The sequence below is a fragment of the Gemmatimonadota bacterium genome (genome assembly GCA_016714015.1).
Taxonomy (GTDB): Bacteria; Gemmatimonadota; Gemmatimonadetes; order Gemmatimonadales; family Gemmatimonadaceae; genus Pseudogemmatithrix.
This window is the reverse complement of sequence record JADJNZ010000006.1, coordinates 21853-38904: the sequence shown is the minus strand read 5'-3', so window position 1 is coordinate 38904 and position 17052 is coordinate 21853. Positions and strand designations below refer to the sequence as shown.

The 17052-nt window shown below is 65.3% G+C and carries 17 protein-coding genes; 15 read left to right on the top strand and 2 right to left on the bottom strand.

The window, feature by feature from the left end:
• Nucleotides 1–33: 33 nt before the first annotated feature.
• Nucleotides 34–501, bottom strand: coding sequence for a hypothetical protein (locus IPJ78_12440; GenBank protein ID MBK7907349.1), 468 nt, complete (start codon nt 499–501; stop codon nt 34–36).
• 149 nt (nt 502–650) lie between these two features.
• Entirely contained in the window at nt 651–2633 is a 1983-nt protein-coding gene (locus IPJ78_12435) for a methyl-accepting chemotaxis protein (GenBank protein ID MBK7907348.1), read from the bottom strand.
• Between the two features lie 196 nt (nt 2634–2829).
• Here IPJ78_12435 and IPJ78_12430 point away from each other — a divergent pair, with 196 nt between their 5' ends.
• The 15 genes from IPJ78_12430 to IPJ78_12360 all read left to right on the top strand — a co-directional run bounded on the left by IPJ78_12430 (nt 2830) and on the right by IPJ78_12360 (nt 17019).
• The gene (locus IPJ78_12430; protein ID MBK7907347.1) at nt 2830–3168 is read left to right on the top strand and encodes an AtpZ/AtpI family protein; all 339 of its coding nucleotides are present in this window, start codon (nt 2830–2832) and stop codon (nt 3166–3168) included.
• Nucleotides 3165–3512 (top strand): hypothetical protein, encoded by a 348-nt coding sequence (locus tag IPJ78_12425; protein ID MBK7907346.1) that lies wholly within the window; start codon nt 3165–3167, stop codon nt 3510–3512. Before IPJ78_12430 ends, IPJ78_12425 begins: the two co-directional genes overlap by 4 nt.
• A complete protein-coding gene (gene atpB, locus IPJ78_12420) occupies nt 3509–4537 on the top strand; it encodes a F0F1 ATP synthase subunit A (protein ID MBK7907345.1) in 1029 nt (342 codons plus the stop codon). The genes IPJ78_12425 and atpB overlap by 4 nt, the downstream gene beginning before the upstream one ends.
• Before the next feature lie 202 nt (nt 4538–4739).
• Nucleotides 4740–5018 (top strand): ATP synthase F0 subunit C, encoded by a 279-nt coding sequence (atpE, locus tag IPJ78_12415; protein MBK7907344.1) that lies wholly within the window; start codon nt 4740–4742, stop codon nt 5016–5018.
• A 126-nt stretch (nt 5019–5144) separates the two neighbouring features.
• Nucleotides 5145–5714: a F0F1 ATP synthase subunit B gene (atpF, locus tag IPJ78_12410; protein ID MBK7907343.1), complete on the top strand. Its 570-nt coding sequence runs from the start codon at nt 5145–5147 to the stop codon at nt 5712–5714.
• Entirely contained in the window at nt 5714–6253 is a 540-nt protein-coding gene (locus tag IPJ78_12405) for a F0F1 ATP synthase subunit delta (protein MBK7907342.1), read from the top strand. Before atpF ends, IPJ78_12405 begins: the two co-directional genes overlap by 1 nt.
• A 300-nt stretch (nt 6254–6553) precedes the next feature.
• Entirely contained in the window at nt 6554–8236 is a 1683-nt protein-coding gene (locus IPJ78_12400) for an RHS repeat-associated core domain-containing protein (protein MBK7907341.1), read from the top strand.
• Nucleotides 8237–9270: 1034 nt separating this feature from the next.
• The gene (locus IPJ78_12395) at nt 9271–9771 is read left to right on the top strand and encodes a hypothetical protein (GenBank protein ID MBK7907340.1); all 501 of its coding nucleotides are present in this window, start codon (nt 9271–9273) and stop codon (nt 9769–9771) included.
• Nucleotides 9772–9824: 53 nt separating this feature from the next.
• Nucleotides 9825–10412: a hypothetical protein gene (locus IPJ78_12390; protein ID MBK7907339.1), complete on the top strand. Its 588-nt coding sequence runs from the start codon at nt 9825–9827 to the stop codon at nt 10410–10412.
• A gap of 623 nt (nt 10413–11035) precedes the next feature.
• Nucleotides 11036–11374 carry a DUF2778 domain-containing protein gene (locus tag IPJ78_12385; protein MBK7907338.1) on the top strand — a complete coding sequence of 113 codons (339 nt, stop codon included), beginning with the start codon at nt 11036–11038 and terminating at the stop codon, nt 11372–11374.
• A gap of 650 nt (nt 11375–12024) precedes the next feature.
• Complete coding sequence (locus IPJ78_12380; protein MBK7907337.1) at nt 12025–12573, top strand: hypothetical protein; 549 nt, start codon at nt 12025–12027, stop codon at nt 12571–12573.
• Nucleotides 12570–13019 carry a hypothetical protein gene (locus tag IPJ78_12375; protein MBK7907336.1) on the top strand — a complete coding sequence of 150 codons (450 nt, stop codon included), beginning with the start codon at nt 12570–12572 and terminating at the stop codon, nt 13017–13019. Before IPJ78_12380 ends, IPJ78_12375 begins: the two co-directional genes overlap by 4 nt.
• A gap of 1241 nt (nt 13020–14260) precedes the next feature.
• A complete protein-coding gene (locus IPJ78_12370; protein ID MBK7907335.1) occupies nt 14261–14695 on the top strand; it encodes a hypothetical protein in 435 nt (144 codons plus the stop codon).
• A 716-nt stretch (nt 14696–15411) separates the two neighbouring features.
• A complete protein-coding gene (locus IPJ78_12365) occupies nt 15412–15945 on the top strand; it encodes a hypothetical protein (GenBank protein ID MBK7907334.1) in 534 nt (177 codons plus the stop codon).
• Between the two features lie 531 nt (nt 15946–16476).
• Nucleotides 16477–17019, top strand: a complete 543-nt coding sequence (locus IPJ78_12360) for a hypothetical protein (protein MBK7907333.1) — start codon at nt 16477–16479, stop codon at nt 17017–17019.
• Nucleotides 17020–17052: the final 33 nt, after the last annotated feature.

Below are 17052 nucleotides of genomic sequence, written 5' to 3'. Positions count from 1 at the left end.
TTCCCCCTTCATCCTTCCACCTTCATCCTCCGTTCACCGCGCCGCCACCACGAACTCGGTCCGCTGCTCCGTCCGATAGTTCCGGCTCTCCAGCGTCGCCACCGCCGTGTACTTCCCCGGCATCGGCGCCTCCCACTCCTCGTCGAACCGCAGCGCATCACTCGCGCGCAGCACGCGGTTCTGCATCGCCTGCGTGAAGAACCGCCCTTCGCTCCAGCGCCACACCTCGCGACCGATCGAGTCGAGCACCACCACCTCGTGCGTGCGACCGTCGGCGAAATCCACCTCGAGCTTCTTCTTCCCTTCGTTCACCACCGCGAAGTCGAAGTGCACCTCCTCCTCGACGCGCACCGCGAGCGTCGCCACCAACGGCTTCGACGGATCCACGCGCGTCGAGCGCTGCATCTCATCACGCGCGATCGACTCGTTGCGCGCACGCGGCCCGCACGCGAACGCGAGCACGGCAGAGGCGAGCAGAGTGAAGGGGACCTTGGCGATCATCGCGGCGGCGTCTCGATCGGCGTTCTGGACATACAGATGCGGGCGACATCCGCTGTCCAACATTGCGACTCGAACTTATCAACACCATGACGATTCGTCAAATCGGAGGTAACGGCTAAGTGGCTCTGGAATCGCCACTTGGACTCCGGTCACGAATCTGACGCCCTCCCACGGCTGCGGTGTGGATACCGCTGTTCGGGGTGTGTTCGGGATTTCGGGTGCTGCGACGGACGCGCATCGCCCGGCAACGTGAACGTCGCCACCATCGCCCGCGTCATCGACGTCTGCCCATGCAACTCCTCCGCCGCCGCCGCGGTCTCCTCGGCGTGCGCGGCGGTGTCCTGGCCCGCGGCACTGAACCGGTCCACGCCATCGCTCAGCGACTCGAGCCCACGCGCCTGGTCGTCGCTCGCCCGCGCGATCCCCGCCACCAGCCCCTCCAGCACGGTCACCTGCTCGCCGATCGCGCTGAACCGCTCCACCGCCTCGCGCGTGTTCGCCGCCCCGGCGCTCGCGCGGTCCACGCTCTCCTGGATCAGGTCCCCCGTCTGCCGCGCCGCCTGCGCCGCGCGCATGGCGAGCGCGCGCACCTCGTCCGCCACCACCGCGAAGCCGCGGCCGGCATCGCCCGCCCGCGCGGCCTCCACCGCCGCATTCAGCGCCAGCAGGTTGGTCTGGAACGCGATCGCGTCGATGTCCTTCACGATCCGCGCCGAGGCGAGCGCCGAGCGCTCGATCTCGGCGACCGCCGCGGCGAGGCGCGTGATGGAGGCTTCGCCCGCCTCACGCCCTGCGGTGGCGAGCGCGGTCGCCTGGTGGGCGCGTCCCGCCTGTTCGGCGACGCCGTTGGCCGCCGCCGACGACACATGGATGCTCGACGTCATCTCCTCCACGCTCGCCGCCTGCTCGCTGGCGGTGCGCGCGAGCAGCTGGCTCGCCTCGGCGATCTGCTCGGCGGCGGTGGAGACCTGGTCGGTCGCCTGCTGCACCTCGGTGAGGGCGCCGCTCAGGGCGTCGGCGGCGGCGTTGACGGCGTCGCGGATGCGGCCGTGGTCGCCGGCGAACTCGCCGGTGACGCGGGCGGTGAGGTCGCGGGCGGCGATGCGCTCGAGCACGGCGGTGGCCTGCTGCACGGGCAGCACCACGGCGTCGAGCGTCGCGTTGAGGCCCTCGACCATGGCGGCGTAGCGTCCGTGGACACTGGCCGCATCGCCACGGGCGGCGAGGTCGCCCGCGCGTGCGGCGGCGGTGAGGCGCGTGGTGGTCGCGCAGACCTCGTCGATGGCGGCGCGCGCGCGATCGTAGCTCGCGACGGTCTCGGCGGTGCGGGCGATGATCGAGTTCACCGAGCGCGCGACCTCGGCGATCTCGTCGTCGCCGTCCACCGGCTCCTGCGCGACGCCGAGCGCGACGGCGCGGTCGGTGGCGCCATCGGCGAGGGCTTCCATGGCGGCGCCGAGGGCGTGCACGGCGCTCGACTCGAGCTGAGCGACGCGCACGGCGACGCGGTGCGCGGTGTCGGCGATGCGGCCGGCGAGCCAGAGGCCGAGGGCCAGGAGGACGATCGGCACCGCGAGGGCGACGGTGCCCATGATCCAGGAGAAGCGATCGAGCCGGGCGGCCGATTCCTGCTCGGTGCGGGTGGCGGTGGCGGCGATGAGGTCGCCGAGCTGCTCGAGCTGCTGCTCGAGGGCGGCGAAGTCCTGCAGGAAGCCGGGGAGGTCGCCGCTGCGGCCGGCGACGATGCCGTCGGCGGAGGCGAGGTAGCGGTCGAGCACCGGGGTCACGGCGGCGACGGCGGTGACGATGCCGGTGTCGGTGGTCGCCCGCATGCCGGTCACGGACTCGCGCATGCGCTCGGTGTGCTCGGCGAGTTCCGTCCGCGTTCCCTGAAGGGCGGTGGCGTCGGTGTCGCGGGTGGCGAGGATGGCGGCGAGGACGTCGGCGCGGATGGCGTCGTGCATCATGTCCACGTCCATCTGATGGCGCTGCAGCCGGGTGCCGGCGACGAGGGCGGCGGCGCTGCGCTGGCCCGCGCGGAGGCCGGTGAGTCCGGCGGCGGCGACGAGGAGGGTGCCGACGACACCGACGGCGGCGAGGCCGGAGAGCTTCCGGCGGAGGGTCCAGCGCATGGGGTGATCCGGTCCGGCGAAGGGTCGCCGAGTACGTCTTTCGACGCGGTGCCCGGAGGGACGATTCCGCGAGGGCACGAAGGGTGCCTTTCGCTAGTGTCGGGCCGGGGTCCGAGAAGGTGAGTTCCACCCCTAAGGACAGGGTGGGTGCGTCGCTTGCGCTTTTTTTCACAAGCTCCTAGAATTCGAGGCTGGAATGGCCGAATCCCCCCGCTCGTCCGAAGGGCCCGAACCGCGGCCCGAGGTGCCTCTGCCGGAAGCGCTGGCGAGGTTGGAGGGCGAGGGGTCGGCCCGCTCGATGGGGGCGGCCGGACGGTACGCCGGTCTGGGGATCCAGTTCGCGGCCTCCATCGTCGTCTTCCTCTACGCTGGGCAGTGGTTGGACCGGAGGTTGGGGACGGCGCCGATCTTCCTGTACGTGGGCGTCTTCACGGGCGCCGGGGCGGCTTTCTACTCGATGTACCGGAACCTCATGGCCGACCAGAAGCGCGACGAAGCGGCAGCGCGGGCCAAGCGGGAGAAGCAGCAGCAGTGAAGCGGGGCCTCCTGTTCGCCGGCCTCGCGGCAGTGGTCATCTTCGGCGGGGCCTGGGGCATCACTGCCCTGAAGCCCGGGACGGAGCTGGCCAAGGCGGTGTGGAGCAGCGCGGTCATCGCGTTCGGGGTGCAGCTCGTCTCGTACGCGGTCGCCAAGCCCTTCGTGAAGTCCAATCCGATCGCCGGATGGGGCTTGGGGTCGCTGATCCGCTTCGCGGTGGTGATGGTGCATGCCTTCGTCGGGATCCCGGCGCTGGGGTTGGCCTCCGGGCCGGCCCTCCTGAGCCTGGTCGGATTCCTGTTCGTCACGATGATCGTCGAGCCTCTCTTCCTGCAATCATGAAGACCGGATCGTTCCGCCTGCTGGCCCCTCTCGCCGCCGTCCTCCTCGCCGTCGCGCCCCTGCGCGCGCAGGAGACGCACGCGGCGCCCCAGACCACCGCCGTCGCGGACTCCGCGGCGCCGGACACCGCGCATGCCGCCCCGGCCGCCGAGGGCGATCATGCGGCGCCCGCCGGCGAGCACGAGGCCGGCCCGGTGGACATCATCACGCCGCACATCACCAACTCGGACCACATCGAGTTGCCGTACTGGAAGTTCCCGTTCTTCAAGGAGTACGCGCTGCCGCACTGGGCGCCGATCCATGTCGGGCCGCTGGAGATCGACCTCTCGCCGAGCAAGCATGTGGTGTTCCTGTGGATCGGCGCGGCGCTGCTCTTCGTGGTGATGTTCTCCGTGGGCCGGGCGCACAAGAAGGCCGCGCTCCGCAATGACCCGCCGAAGGGCTTCGCGAACGCGATCGAGTCGATGATCCTCTACATCCGCAACGAGGTCATCCTCCCGAACGTGGGGCACCATGGCGAGGGCTTCGTGCCCTACCTGCTCACGGCGTTCTTCTTCATCCTCACGCTCAACCTGCTGGGCCTGGTGCCCTACGGCGCCACCGCGACGGGCAACATCTCGGTGACGGCGATGCTCGCGATCATGACCTTCGTGACGGTCGAGATCGCCGGCATGCGCGCCAACGGCCTCGGCTACCTGAACACGATCTTCTACTGGAACAACGACCTGCCGATGGTGATGCGGCCGATGATGTTCCTCATCATGACGCCGGTCGAGATCATCGGGAAGCTGACCAAGCCGTTCGCGCTCGCGATCCGTCTCTTCGCGAACATGACCGCCGGTCACATCGTCGTGCTCGCGCTCATGGGGCTCATCTTCACGTTCGGGAACATCATCTCGGGCGCGCCGCTGCTGATGGCGGTGATGATCATGGTGCTCGAGCTGTTCGTGGCGTTCCTCCAGGCGTTCATCTTCACGCTGCTCAGCTCGGTGTTCATCGGGCAGATCCGGGAGGCGCATCACTGAGATGAAGGCTGAAGGTTGAAGGATGAAGGTGTTGGGCCGGAGACTGAGGTCGGGAGTGGTGAGCTTTCATCCTTCATCCTTCAGCCTCCATCCGTAGTTCGGCGCCCGCCGAACGAATCCCGCTGGGCGCGAGCCCGTTGGCGGGGAGTGACCACCCGGTCGCGCAGGTCAATCGCAGGACACACTCTCAAGGGTTCCTCCAATGGCGTTCTTCCCGTTCTTCCAGGCCGCGGCTGAGACCGTCGCCAACAACAACCAGGGTCTGTCGCTCATCGGTGCCGGTCTCGGCGCCGGCCTCGCCGTGATCGGCGCGGGCATGGGCATCGGTCGCATCGGCGGCCAGGCGGTCGAGGGCATGGCGCGTCAGCCCGAGGCGGCCGGCAAGATCCAGACGGCGGCGCTGATCCTCGCGGCGCTCATCGAAGGTGCGGCGCTGTTCGGCGTCGTGGTGGCGTTCCAGATCCAGGGCAAGTTCAACTAAGTGCTTGGCGTGACCGCGGCGGCTCTGCCGCCGCGGTCGCGCCTGCGCGATGCAGGCTGAAGGTCGAAGGATGAATGCGGGGTGGCCGCACAGCGCCTCGCTCACGACTCAATACCTCCTCTACACATGCGCTCTTCGCTGCTTGTTCTTGCCCTGCTCTCGCTGACCGCTGCTCCGGCCTTCGCGGCCGAGGCGGGCGCGAAGCCCGGGCTGCTCGATCCGCACCTCGGCCTGATGACGTGGACGATCATCGTCTTCGTCCTCCTCCTGGGCGGTCTCTGGAAGTTCGCGTGGGGCCCGATCCTCGAGGCCGTGAACGGTCGCGAGCAGGCGCTCCGTGACGCGATGGCCGCCGCCGAGCGCGATCGCGCCGAGGCCGCCAAGCTGGTCGCCGAGCAGAAGGCGGCGATCGAGGCCGCGCGCACCGAGGCGCAGCGCTACATCGCCGAAGGGCGTGCGACGGCCGAGGCGATGCGCGGCGAGATGCTGGAGGCCACGCGCACCCAGCAGGCCGAGCTCCTCGAGCGGGCCCGCAAGGAGATCGAGAGCGAGAAGTCGAAGGCGATCGACGAGCTCCGCAAGGAAGCCGTGGACCTCGCGCTCGCCGGCGCCGGCAAGCTCATCGGGCAGAAGCTCGATGGCGCGTCGGACCGCGCGCTCGTGGAGCAGTACCTCGGCTCGCTCGGGGCCAAGTGATGCGCGACACCTCGATCGCCCGCAACTACGCCGAGGCCCTGCTCGCCCTCGCCCGCAAGGCGAACGACACGGCCGGCTGGGGCGCGACGGTGAGCGCCCTCGGCGACGCGGTCGAGCGTGACGCCACGCTGCGGCACTTCCTCGAGGCGCCGCAGGTGAGCGCCACGCAGAAGACCGCCGTGCTCGGCAAGGCGCTCGCCGGTGCCGCGCCGCACTTCGTGCGGTTCGTGCAGAAGCTGGTGACCAATCGCCGGCAGATGCTCCTCCCCGAGATCGCGGTGGAGTACCACAATCTGCTCGACGAGGCCGAGGGGCGGGTGCATGCGCGCGTGACGGTGGCGCGCGAGTTCGACGCGGCCACGCGCGAGGCGATGACCGCCGCGCTCGGCAAGGCGCTCAAGAAGACGGTGGTGCCGCACGTGACGGTCGATCCGCGGATCCTCGGCGGGGTCGTGGTGCGCGTGGGGGACACCGTGATGGACGGCTCGGTGAAGCGTCGGCTGGGGCGGTTGCGGGATCGGTTGATCGCCGCGCGGTAACGGTCGCGGGATGTGGAGCGGGGCGCCCGACCCAGGGGGTCGGGCGCCCCTTCGTGTTCGAGGAGCTGTCGCGGTCGAGACCTGCTTCCGGCGCGTGGAGGCGTATCGCATCGGGAGGGCGAAACCCTCCGAGCCGAGAGGTCGCCTCTGCGGGGCTTGTGTCCCCGATCAAAGACTTGCACCCCACCCGGCGCCACCGGCTGTTGGGGGACGTGAGCCCCGAGCAGCTGGAAGAACTTCGTGCACAACAGCAGCACGGTGACTATCAGCCATCCGGATACGTTCCTCCGGAGCGTGAGGATGGCCTACGATGCGCGTGGCAAGCTGCTCCGCAGCAAGAACACCCTGGACATCCGGGATTCCATGGAGTTCAGCTACAGCGGGATCGGCCATCTGCGCACCAGCGCCTTCCACGACAGTGCCAACGCCTACATGTCCGGGCGCGTCGCGGTTTCGGCGCAGTCCCAGGAGTCCTTCGTCAACGACGCGCTCGGGAACCTCGTGAGCTCGACACTGCAGTACGCCGGGCTCGACGGCGTCGGCGTGCCGCCGACGGCGAACATCCAATCCTATGCGTACTTCGGTGATGGCACCGGGCGCCTGCGGCAGCGTGTCGATTCGAGCCGGCTCTATGACTCGCTCACCTACGACGCGGCCGGGAACCAGCGCTGCGAGTCGTGGTTCGCGCAGGGCAGCCGTGGCGCGGACGACCGCATGTCCTACTACGACGGGCTCGGTCGGCTCTACGCAGTTGATCGGCGGCAATCCGGCTTCTACGCGTCATTGCCGCTCACCGTTCCGCAGATGATGACGTTCGAGGAGTATCGGTATGATCCGTTGGGACGGCGCGTGCTCGTCCGGTCACGCCGCTGGTGCAACGACGACGCGAAGACCACGTACCTCGTCGACTGCTTCGTGAACGTCATGCGCCGGACGGTCTGGGACGGTGCGCAAGAGCTGTGGGAGATCCAGGTGCCCGGTGACGAGTCGGCCTCGGCGTCGGTGCTGGACAACGACATCGACACGGTAGCGGCGCAGCCGAGCCCCGGGAACGGATCCGGCTGGGACCAGAACCCGATGTGGGGCCGCGTAGGTTACACCTTCGGACTCGCGCTCGACCAGCCCCTCAGTCTGGTGCGCGTGGGGTACCGCATGCGCGAGCTCTCCAGCGTCTCCTTGAAGACCTGGGCACCCTTCGTGGTCGTCCCGCAGTGGAACGCCCGCGGGATGGCGGAGAACGGTAGCTTCGCGGACGGCGCGTACGAGAAGTGCGAGGTCGATGCCGGGGTGACGCGGTGCGTCGAGGTGCCCTGGCCCCACGGGTGGTTCAGCATGGGGCGTCGGAGCTATGTTCCTAAGGCGTGGCACGGCACGTTGATCGAAGGAAAGCGTGACCAATCAAGCTTGCTGTATCGGCGGAACCGGATGGTCGATCCGAATACGGGGCGGTTCACGCAGCAGGACCCGATCGGGCTCGCGGGTGGACTCAATTTGTACGGGTATGCGGGTGGGGACCCCATCAACTTCTCGGATGCCTTCGGGCTGTGTCCGGATTCTGTAAAGACCTCGAAGGGCGAGTGTCCTGGGGGCCTCACAACGAAGGAGTGGGACGCGGTCGAGGCCACCTACGCGTGCCAATCCGAGGCACACGCGACTCAGCTACGGACAATGCTGTTCGCCGGCAATATCCGACCCATCGACCTCAGCGCGTCCGAAGAAGGAGGGAAGCTGTGGGCTGCGGTGCCACCCGCCGCTGCGGATCGGATCTATGTGAATCGCGGCTACCGGCATGGCAACCTCTTCTTTGACTCGCGACTCGGATGGGCGCTCAGCCACGAGCTGGGACATATGGAGCTTTTCAGAGGAATGACGCCTGCGGCCGCGACCGCAGAGTACTTACGGTACAGAGGAACACACGAGTTGGGCGCAGATTTGATCGCAAACGCAAACTACAAGTGTACCCCGGCGACGAGGGAGCCATGAGACGCTCGCTGACTTCAGCCAGTCTCACGTTCGTCTTGATCCTGACCGGTTGCTCAATGGCGCGGGTGCCGCCGGAATCGCCACAGTTGCAGGAAGAGGTCCTGACCGACGCGCACAGAGAGCCCGGACCGCTCGCCCCTGATTCGCTGACTCGGCTCTCACTGTCGATGCTGGCGATTTCAGCCGCGACTTTCGCGGAGAGGCAGGGAGAGTTACCAAACTCGATGGAACAGGTGCTCCGGTCGTTGCCGATCAACTCGCATCCCACGTTCGGGCGGGATGCGTGGGGTAGGCCGTTCGTTGTTTCGCGCTCGATGAATGGGAGCACACTGCTCCTGCTCTCTCTCGGAGCTGATGGGCTTCTAGGGAATGGCGACGACGAATTCCGGCTTGTAGTGCGGACGAGATAGGTACAAGAGCCAACGACGCGTTGAGCCGCGGCCGCTCCACCGGGGCGGCCGTCGGCTTCAACGGCGGTCAGCTTCGGGAACGTGTCAGTCCACGCAGATGGACCCGATTGGCTTGGCGGGCGGACTGAATCTGTACGGGTACGGGAGTGGCGATCCGATCAACAACTCGGATCCGTTCAAGCTCTGTCCCCCGAAAAACTCCGAGCCATGCAACAAGAGGACAGGTGACAAGCACCTCGACGACGACTACATGCGACAGCAACTGGAAGACGCCTACAAGGAGGCACCGAACAGCGCCGAGTACCCAGGCTACCAGAATGAAGTAGCGGGCTGGTGCATAGTCGACGCGTGCTCGCTGTCGGCAGGCAATCTCGTCAGTAGCTCGGCTGGTGCGCGCCCCGCCGGCGCGCTCCTTCAGTATCACACCCACAACAGTGCAGGTCGCGACGACCCGCGCCCCGGGCGCCGCGACTTCTACTTCTTGGACGCTCCAAGCGGAGCCGATCGCAGAAATGCTTCTAGTCCACAACGACGGGGAGTCAGTTCTTACATCATTAGCGGTCAAAGCATTTATCGTCTGCGCATCGACAAGTCTGGTGCACTCCAGACGACTTGCTATCAGCGGTGGTCGAACTCAACAGCAGGGTGTTCACCGTGAAGCGACATTCGTGCATCGAACTGGTCGCCATCTGGATCGCTGCATCGACTGCCGTCACGTCGGCGGTGAGTTGCCAGAGGTACGGGCTCTCGTCGGCGCTCGATCCCCCAGGCTTTCTCGTGCTGGCCGAGACGGGGGCACGGGAGTTCGGAGTGTCCGATTCGGATACGCTCGTGGAGCGGGCCGTGCGTGACGTTCCGGGCTTGGTGCGCGCCAGCGCAGACAGCGTCAGCGCGCGACTGGGCTACGGAGCGGCTTGCACTCGATTCTTTGAACGCGAAGGCCTATACGTCGCACTGCTGATCACGACTTGCGATTCCGGACAGTTAGTCGAAGACGGCGAGGGCTTGGCCGCATTCCGGTATGACGGTGTGGGGGTCGGGCGAGTGTTCGGGTTTCCCACGGCCGACCACTACCACATCATCTTCCCTCCCTCGCGCGCTCGTCGAAGCGCCAGAGACCCTTAGCTCACGCCCTACACGACGAGCGATCCGCGAGAGGCGTATCGGCAGACTCGCCACTGCGAGCCGACGAGAGGCAGTCCACGCAGCAGGACCCGATTGGGCTCGCGGGTGGACTCAATCTGTACGGGTATGCGGGTGGGGATCCCATCAACTTGTCGGACCCGTTCGGATTGTGTCCGTGGGACGAAGGGGATTCAGGAAGCGAAGTGTCGGTTGGAACGAACTGCTATGATGGTGCCGCGGCGATTGGGATGGTGCTGTTCTCAGCGCTGGATGGGGCGCGAGGCGTCCTATCGAGAGCAGCGGCGGGAGTTCGACACTCCAGAGCAGTTAGCTTCGCCCGCCGCGCGAGTAGGTTCGCGGACGAAGCGCCAACGGCAGAGAACGCCGCGCTCAATGATGCAATTACGCATCTGTTTCGATCGGGGGACGAGATTCCGGGTGGCACCGCCGGTGCGCTGCGATACGAGATCCTGACTGGTGCACGAGTGGGGGGAAAGAGCCATCTGCAGAAGGCGGCCCAGCGCTTGGCGCAAGTGCGCAAGCTCCTCAAGCGTGAGAATCTCTCTGACGCCGATCGCACAACAGCTAATGCAATCGCAGACGACTTACAAGACGCAATCAACACCAAGCCACCGGAATGAGATCTCTCAGCTGGGATGAACTAGACAGCGATCTAGAACAGCGACTCGTGTCGCAGCGTGCGCGCTTGCGCGAGCTCCGCGAGTGGTGGGCGCCTGATGCGATCCCGCAGCACGTCTTGGCAGGAAGCGTGCTCGCTGAGTCGATTATCTCCGCGGTGAAGAGTCAATCCTCGGACGACTTGTACGCGTCGCTTCAGGTGCTCGAAGAGATGGCTGCGAGTTCAGATCCGCGACTTACGGAAGCTGCTGGAGTGTCAGTGCTTGAGCGCATTCGGGGTGAGCCGGAGGCCATCGCAGCAGTCGCCGACATGTTGGGGCCGAAGAGTCGCCGTCTCCTGGATGAGCAGTTGCGCTGGCATCAGGGTCGGTCCTGATAGCGATTTGTAGCCGAACGACGCGTTAAGCCGCGGCCGCCCCACCGGGGCGGCCGGCGGCTTCAACGGCGGTCAGCTTCGGGGACGTGTCAGTCCACGCAGCAGGACCCGATCGGGATCGCGGGTGGACTCAATCTGTACGGGTATGCGGGTGGGTATCCGATCAACTTCGGCGATCCGTTCGGACTTTCGGCTGACACGCTCAGGTACGACGGAAACGCACTCACTCTGATTGGTGATGATGGGACCGTGCTCTGGCGCGGGCGGGCCTACTCAGGACGCCCAGGAACAGCGGCCTCGCAGCAGAACGAGGCCTGGACCGGGCCGATCCCCGAGGGCGAGTACACGTTGAATCCCGAGGAGATCTCGCACGTGACGGGGGTCAAGGCGTGGGTCCGAAACAAGCTCGGCGATTGGGGTAACTTCCGCGTCCCGCTACACGCTAGTGATGGTACGAACACGCACGGCCGAGACCGCATCATGCTGCACGGAGGGCGGAAGCCCGGTTCAGCCGGGTGCATCGATGTCTGCTTCCGTGAGGAAATGCTGTTTCCTACCTGCAACAGCATCAGGGGCCGATCACAGTAGTTGTCAGGTATCCGTCTCCGACAACAGTTCCGACGCCGAAGCCGTGATGACACACTACTCTCAGCTTGGAGATGCCGTGGGCGCAGTTCAGCGACCGCTGGTCGTAGTGGGCGCGCTCTTGTATCTGCTGCTCGATCTCGGGTGGCTGGCCGCAGCGAATGATGCGTCGCTCAGCTCAGCTCTGCGACAGACAGCAAAGCTGCTTTGTCTCGGCGCTGCGACTGTCGTCTATATCAGTATTGCCGCAAGGGCGGCGACCCGGGCGCGCGTCCGCTGGGCGCTGTCGTCGGCCCTCACGTCAGGCCTCGCGGTGCTGGTGGCTGCACTTCTCGTGTTCGGGTCAAGCATCCTCATGCGCCGAGGGCAGTTCTTTCACGACGGAGCGTCACCTCACAGGATTGGAGGCTTACTGTTGATTGCGCTAGGCGCGAGCGCCGTATGTGCGCTCCTGGCTCCGGCCGTAGGCGCCGCGTTTCGACGGTACTCACAGAAGTAGATACACGAGTACTCGGCCACGCGGCGCGCGGCATAAGTGCAGGCGTAGCTGTGGTGCCTAACGACGCGTTGGACCGCGGTCGCCCCAACGTGGCGGCCGTCGGCTTCAACCGCGGCTAGAATCCAGCGCGGGTCAATCCACGCAGCAGGACCCGATCGGGATCGCGGGTGGACTCAATCTGTACGGGTATGCGGGTGGGGATCCCATCAACTTCTCGGACCCATTTGGGTTGTGTCCCGAGGCACAGCGAGATAGGAGTGGCAACTGCCCCGGCGGTCTCTCGGTTCCGCAATGGGAGGCAGTCGATCAGGCCGCGGGGTGGTTGCGCTCAGATGTCGCGTCGCTAGTTCGGGCGAAGCTGGCAGCGGGTGAGATTCATGCTGGCGAGGAGTCCGATGCGGGAATAATGGGCCGGGGCGATCCCGTATCAGGCGACATAACTCTGATGACCAACACCTTCTACGGCAGCGCCTTCGACCTAGGAGCGGCAGATCTCGCCAAGCTGGTCGCGCACGAGTACCGACACACGACTCAGCTTACGGGAGTGAGTGCGAGCACTGCGATGTCCATTCGTCGTTCAGAGGCTCGGATGCCTTGGAGACTACGACCGATGGAGATCGACGCAGAGGCGTTTGCGTGTGAGAGCATGTTGTCCAGCGCCCGAGGCAGCACCCGCGTTCCGAGCCAGCTTCCCTGCCGATGAGGTTCACGTCGATGATTCGTCGGACGAGCGTGATGATTGCCACGTCTCTGGGACTTCTCGTATCCACGGGTTCCTGCAGCCGGCAGCAGTCCTCTAGCGATTCGGTGGTCGACAGCGCAGCGGTGCTTCGCGGCGACACTGATGAGATGATCTTTGCTGACTCGACCGAGCTGACTGAGTTTCGTCTCCGTCAGTTGAACCGCCTGCTGGGTCAGTTCGTCGCGAAGAACGGTGCGCCGCCGCGCGCGCTTGGAGATGTCTTGCCGGAGTACCTGAGCGAAAGCGAGCGCGAATCGGCGCAGAGAGATGCGTGGGGCACCCCGATTCGCCTCGAAGGCACCGCATCGAGTCAACGATTGCTCCGCAGCGCAGGTCCTGACAGGCGCTGGGGCACGGAGGATGACATTGTAGCAGCGGTTCCTGAGGTGAATCTTGGCGGAGCCTAACGAAGCGTTAGGCCGCGGCCGCCCCACTGGGGCGGCCGGCGGCTTCAACGGCGGTTAGATTCGGGTTCGGGGTGTTTCACGCAGCAGGACCCGATCGGGATCGCGTGGTGGACTCAATTGTACGGGTATGCGGGTGGGGACCCCATCAACTTCTCGGATGCCTTCGGGCTGTGTCCGGATTCTGTAAAGACCTCGAAGGGCGAAGTGTCCTGGGGGCCTCACAACGAAGGAGTGGGACGCGGTCGAGGCCACCTACGCGTGCCAATCCGAGGCACACGCGACTCAGCTACGGACAATGCTGTTCGCCGGCAATATCCGACCCATCGACCTCAGCGCGTCCGAAGAAGGAGGGAAGATGTGGGCTGCGGTGCCACCCGCCGCTGCGATCGGATCTATGTGAATCGCGGCTACCGGCATGGCAACTTCTTCTTTGACTCGCGACTCGGATGGGCGCTCAGCCACGAGCTGGGACATATGGAGCTTTTCAGAGGAATGACGCCTGCGGCCGCGACCGCAGAGTACTTACGGTACAGAGGAACACACGAGTTGGGCGCAGATTTGATCGCAAACGCAAACTACAAGTGTACCCCCGGCGACGAGGGGAGCCATGAGACGCTCGCTGACTTCAGCCAGTCTCACGTTCGTCTTGATCCTGACCGGTTGCTCAATGGCGCAGGTGACGCCGGAATCGCCACAGTTGCAGGAAGAGGTCCTGACCGACGCGCACAGAGGCCCGGACCGCTCGCCCCTGATTCGCTGACTCGGCTCTCACTGTCGATGCTGGCGCTTTCAGCCGCGACTTTCGCGGAGGGCAGGAGAGTTACCAAACTCGATGGAACAGGTGCTCCGGTCGTTGCCGATCAACTCGCATCCCACGTTCGGGCGGGATGCGTGGGGTAAACCGTTCGTTGTTTCGCTCGATGAATGGGAGCACACTGCTCCTGCTCTCTCAGGCTGATGGGCTTCTGGGGAATGGCGACGACGAATTCCGCCTTGAGTGCGGACGAGATAGGTACAAGAGCCAACGACGCGTTGAGCCGCGGCCGCTCCACCGGGGCGGCCGTCGGCTTCAACGGCGGTCAGCTTCGGGAACGTGTCAGTCCACGCAGCAGGACCCGATCGGGATCGCGGGTGGACTCAATCTGTACGGGTATGCGGGTGGGGACCCCATCAACTTCGGGGATCCGTTCGGACTCTCGCCAGCCGATATCATTGTACGGGGCGACAACGCTCAGGCGACGGTGGACTACCTCCGACAGAACTCAAGCACATTCAGAGAATGGTACGACAAGGTGGACGCGGACCGCAGCGTGACATTGACGATTCGCGATGCGACTGAACAGGAGATGGAGTTCGGCGTACAAAACCATTTTGACGCGACGACGTCGACAATCATCTTCAATCCTCGGAACTTGAACCAAGGCAACTACGACCTTCAGAAGAATGGCGAGACACGCTTCTTCTTTACAGCGGCAAGCGTGATGGGTCACGAGATGTCACATGCTGCCGGGCACTTCGGTGTGATTGATAGGTCGTGCGGGGGCGCGCATCCCGCAAGCTCGCGATGCTCGCTGCGGTATGAGAACCTGATTCGTGGTCAGCTACCTTCCTCGGCACGAGGGGGCATTCGCCTGTTCTACGACGAAGCGAATGGAACCCGCACGCGCTCGCCGTGAACACAGGGAGACCACCACTATGACATGGTCAACGTGTCGTCGCGCAGGTCTACGGCTGGCGCTCGTGAGCGCGGCGATCGCGGCATGCGCGCGTGCAGATGGTGCTACCTTCTGGCAGAACGGCCAGACCTACGAGCTTGCGATGCACGTGGCGACGCGCAGTCCGTCGCTACAGGCGAAGCGCGACTCCGGAACCCTCAAAGACACTGTGTTCGCGAGTCTAGAGGTCGACAGTGTGGCTGGTGACTCGATCTTCGGCTCCTACTCAGCCGATTGGCGTGTGCTCGGGGTTTGGCTTGGTGCCATGCCACCAAGCCCGCAGCGCTTTGCGGGGAGAGTCAGCGGGAGCGAGTTTGGGTTCAACCTTGCGCCTCATGTGGTGGATGCCGGAGCGGGATTCCACGGCTTAGTTCGGGGCAGCGAGGCCCACGGCAGCTGGGGCGTCGACGGTGGAGCGGTGAGTGGCGAGTTTCAGTTAACGAGGAATCGTTCGTCGTCGGCAAACAGATAGCAGTGCCGCGACCGAGACGACGATGCGGTCGGGTATCTCCGGTCTCGGCTCTGCCTCGCCTATCTCGAACACGTGGGCGTCTAGCCGCTCTCCGCTGTGAGTGTTTCATGCAATCGCCTAGCGACGCGTTGGGCCGCGGCCGCTCCAGCGGGGCGGCCGGCGGCTTCAACCGCGGATAGAATCGGGCTCGGGGCGGTTCACGCAGATGGACCCGATTGGGCTCTCGGGGGGGCTGAATCTCTACGGGTATGCGGGCGGGGATCCGATCAACTTCGGCGACCCTTTCGGTCTGTGTCCCGACTCGCTCAAGAAGGGTGGCGAGTGCCCCGGCGGGCTCAAAGACGACGAATGGGACGCGGTTGAGGCGACGTACAGTTGTCTGTCGACGGAGTTCGCTAGCAGACTCCAGAGCATGCTTTACGCGGGAGACGTTCGCGCTTTCGACCTCGGTGCTTCGGAATTGGGCCGCAGGACAGAAGCTGGGGTGCCCTATCGTTCTGCCCCCGACCAGATCTTCGTGAACCGTGGGCATGCATCCGGGAACTTCTTCTTCAGTCCTCGTCTGGGTTTCGTGCTGAGCCACGAATTGGGGCACGTTGAGCTGTTCAAGGGCATGACGCCGGCGCAGGCGACGGCATCGTACGAGAAGAGTGCGGCGAGCCGGACTGTGCACGAAGCCGGCGCCGCACTCATCGGTCAGACTCACTACACCTGCTCCGCACCACCGAGGATGCCATGAGATGTCGAAGTAGTGTTGCGGTACTCGCCGCCGCTGGATTCTCGCTCGGATGTTCGTCGTCAAGAGCGCCTCAGATGAGGACAGCGCCCGTTACCGATCTCGGCACCGCGGTCGCACTTGTAGGTCCGGATTCGCTGACATCTCTCGGATTGTTCCTTCTGACCCGTGCATCAACAGCCATCGCGGAGTCAACGTCAGTGTTGCCGAGCTCGATGGAGCAGATCCTTCAGTCGACGCTGGGGCCTGTTCCTGCCAACGCAAGCTGGGCGAAAGACGGGTGGGGCAGGCCGATAGTCGTGTCACGATCGAAGAACGGGAAGGAGTTGCTCTTGCTCTCTCTAGGTGCCGACGGTGTTCTAGGAAACGGAGACGATGATTTCCGAGTCGTGCGCCGAGATTGATTGCACCCATGTAGCGTGCGCGAACAAGCTATCCTGGGCAACCTAACGATGCTTGAAGCCGCGGTCGCCCCACCGTGACCGCCGTCGGCTTCAACCGCGGCTAGAATCCAGCGCGGGTCAATCCACGCAGATGGACCCGATCGGGCTGGCGGGGGGACTGAATCTCTACGGCTTCGCCGGTGGAGATCCGGTGAATGTCTCAGATCCCTTTGGCCTCTGTCCCGAAGGTGTTCAGGCAGATTCTGCGCGGGGAACGGGCAGGCGCGAAACCACCATCTACTGCGCCGACGGATCCGCGGAGGTACGGAGGGGGGGAAGCGCCGCTTGGCGGCACAACAATCCTGGAAACCAGCGAGCGTCAAGGCTCGCCGTCGGTCGCGTCGGTGGATTCGCCGTCTTCAACACAGTCGCAGAAGGGAACGAAGCGCACTGGCGCAACTTGATGGGACCGGACTACCAGCCCCTTACGCTCCAGCAAATGGTGCATCGGTACGCGCCAGCGTCGGACGGGAATGACGAGGCAGCATACCTTCGCGTTCTCACCGACGCGACCGGTCTCCCAGCGAACACCGTGCTGTCGACACTCACCGAGACTACCATGTCCGCGCTGATTCGGGCGATGCAGCGGCATGAAGGCTGGAGGGCTGGAACCGTCTACATCGTCCCCGACTAGGGTGCTTATGTCTATTCGACTGCGTGATGTGGC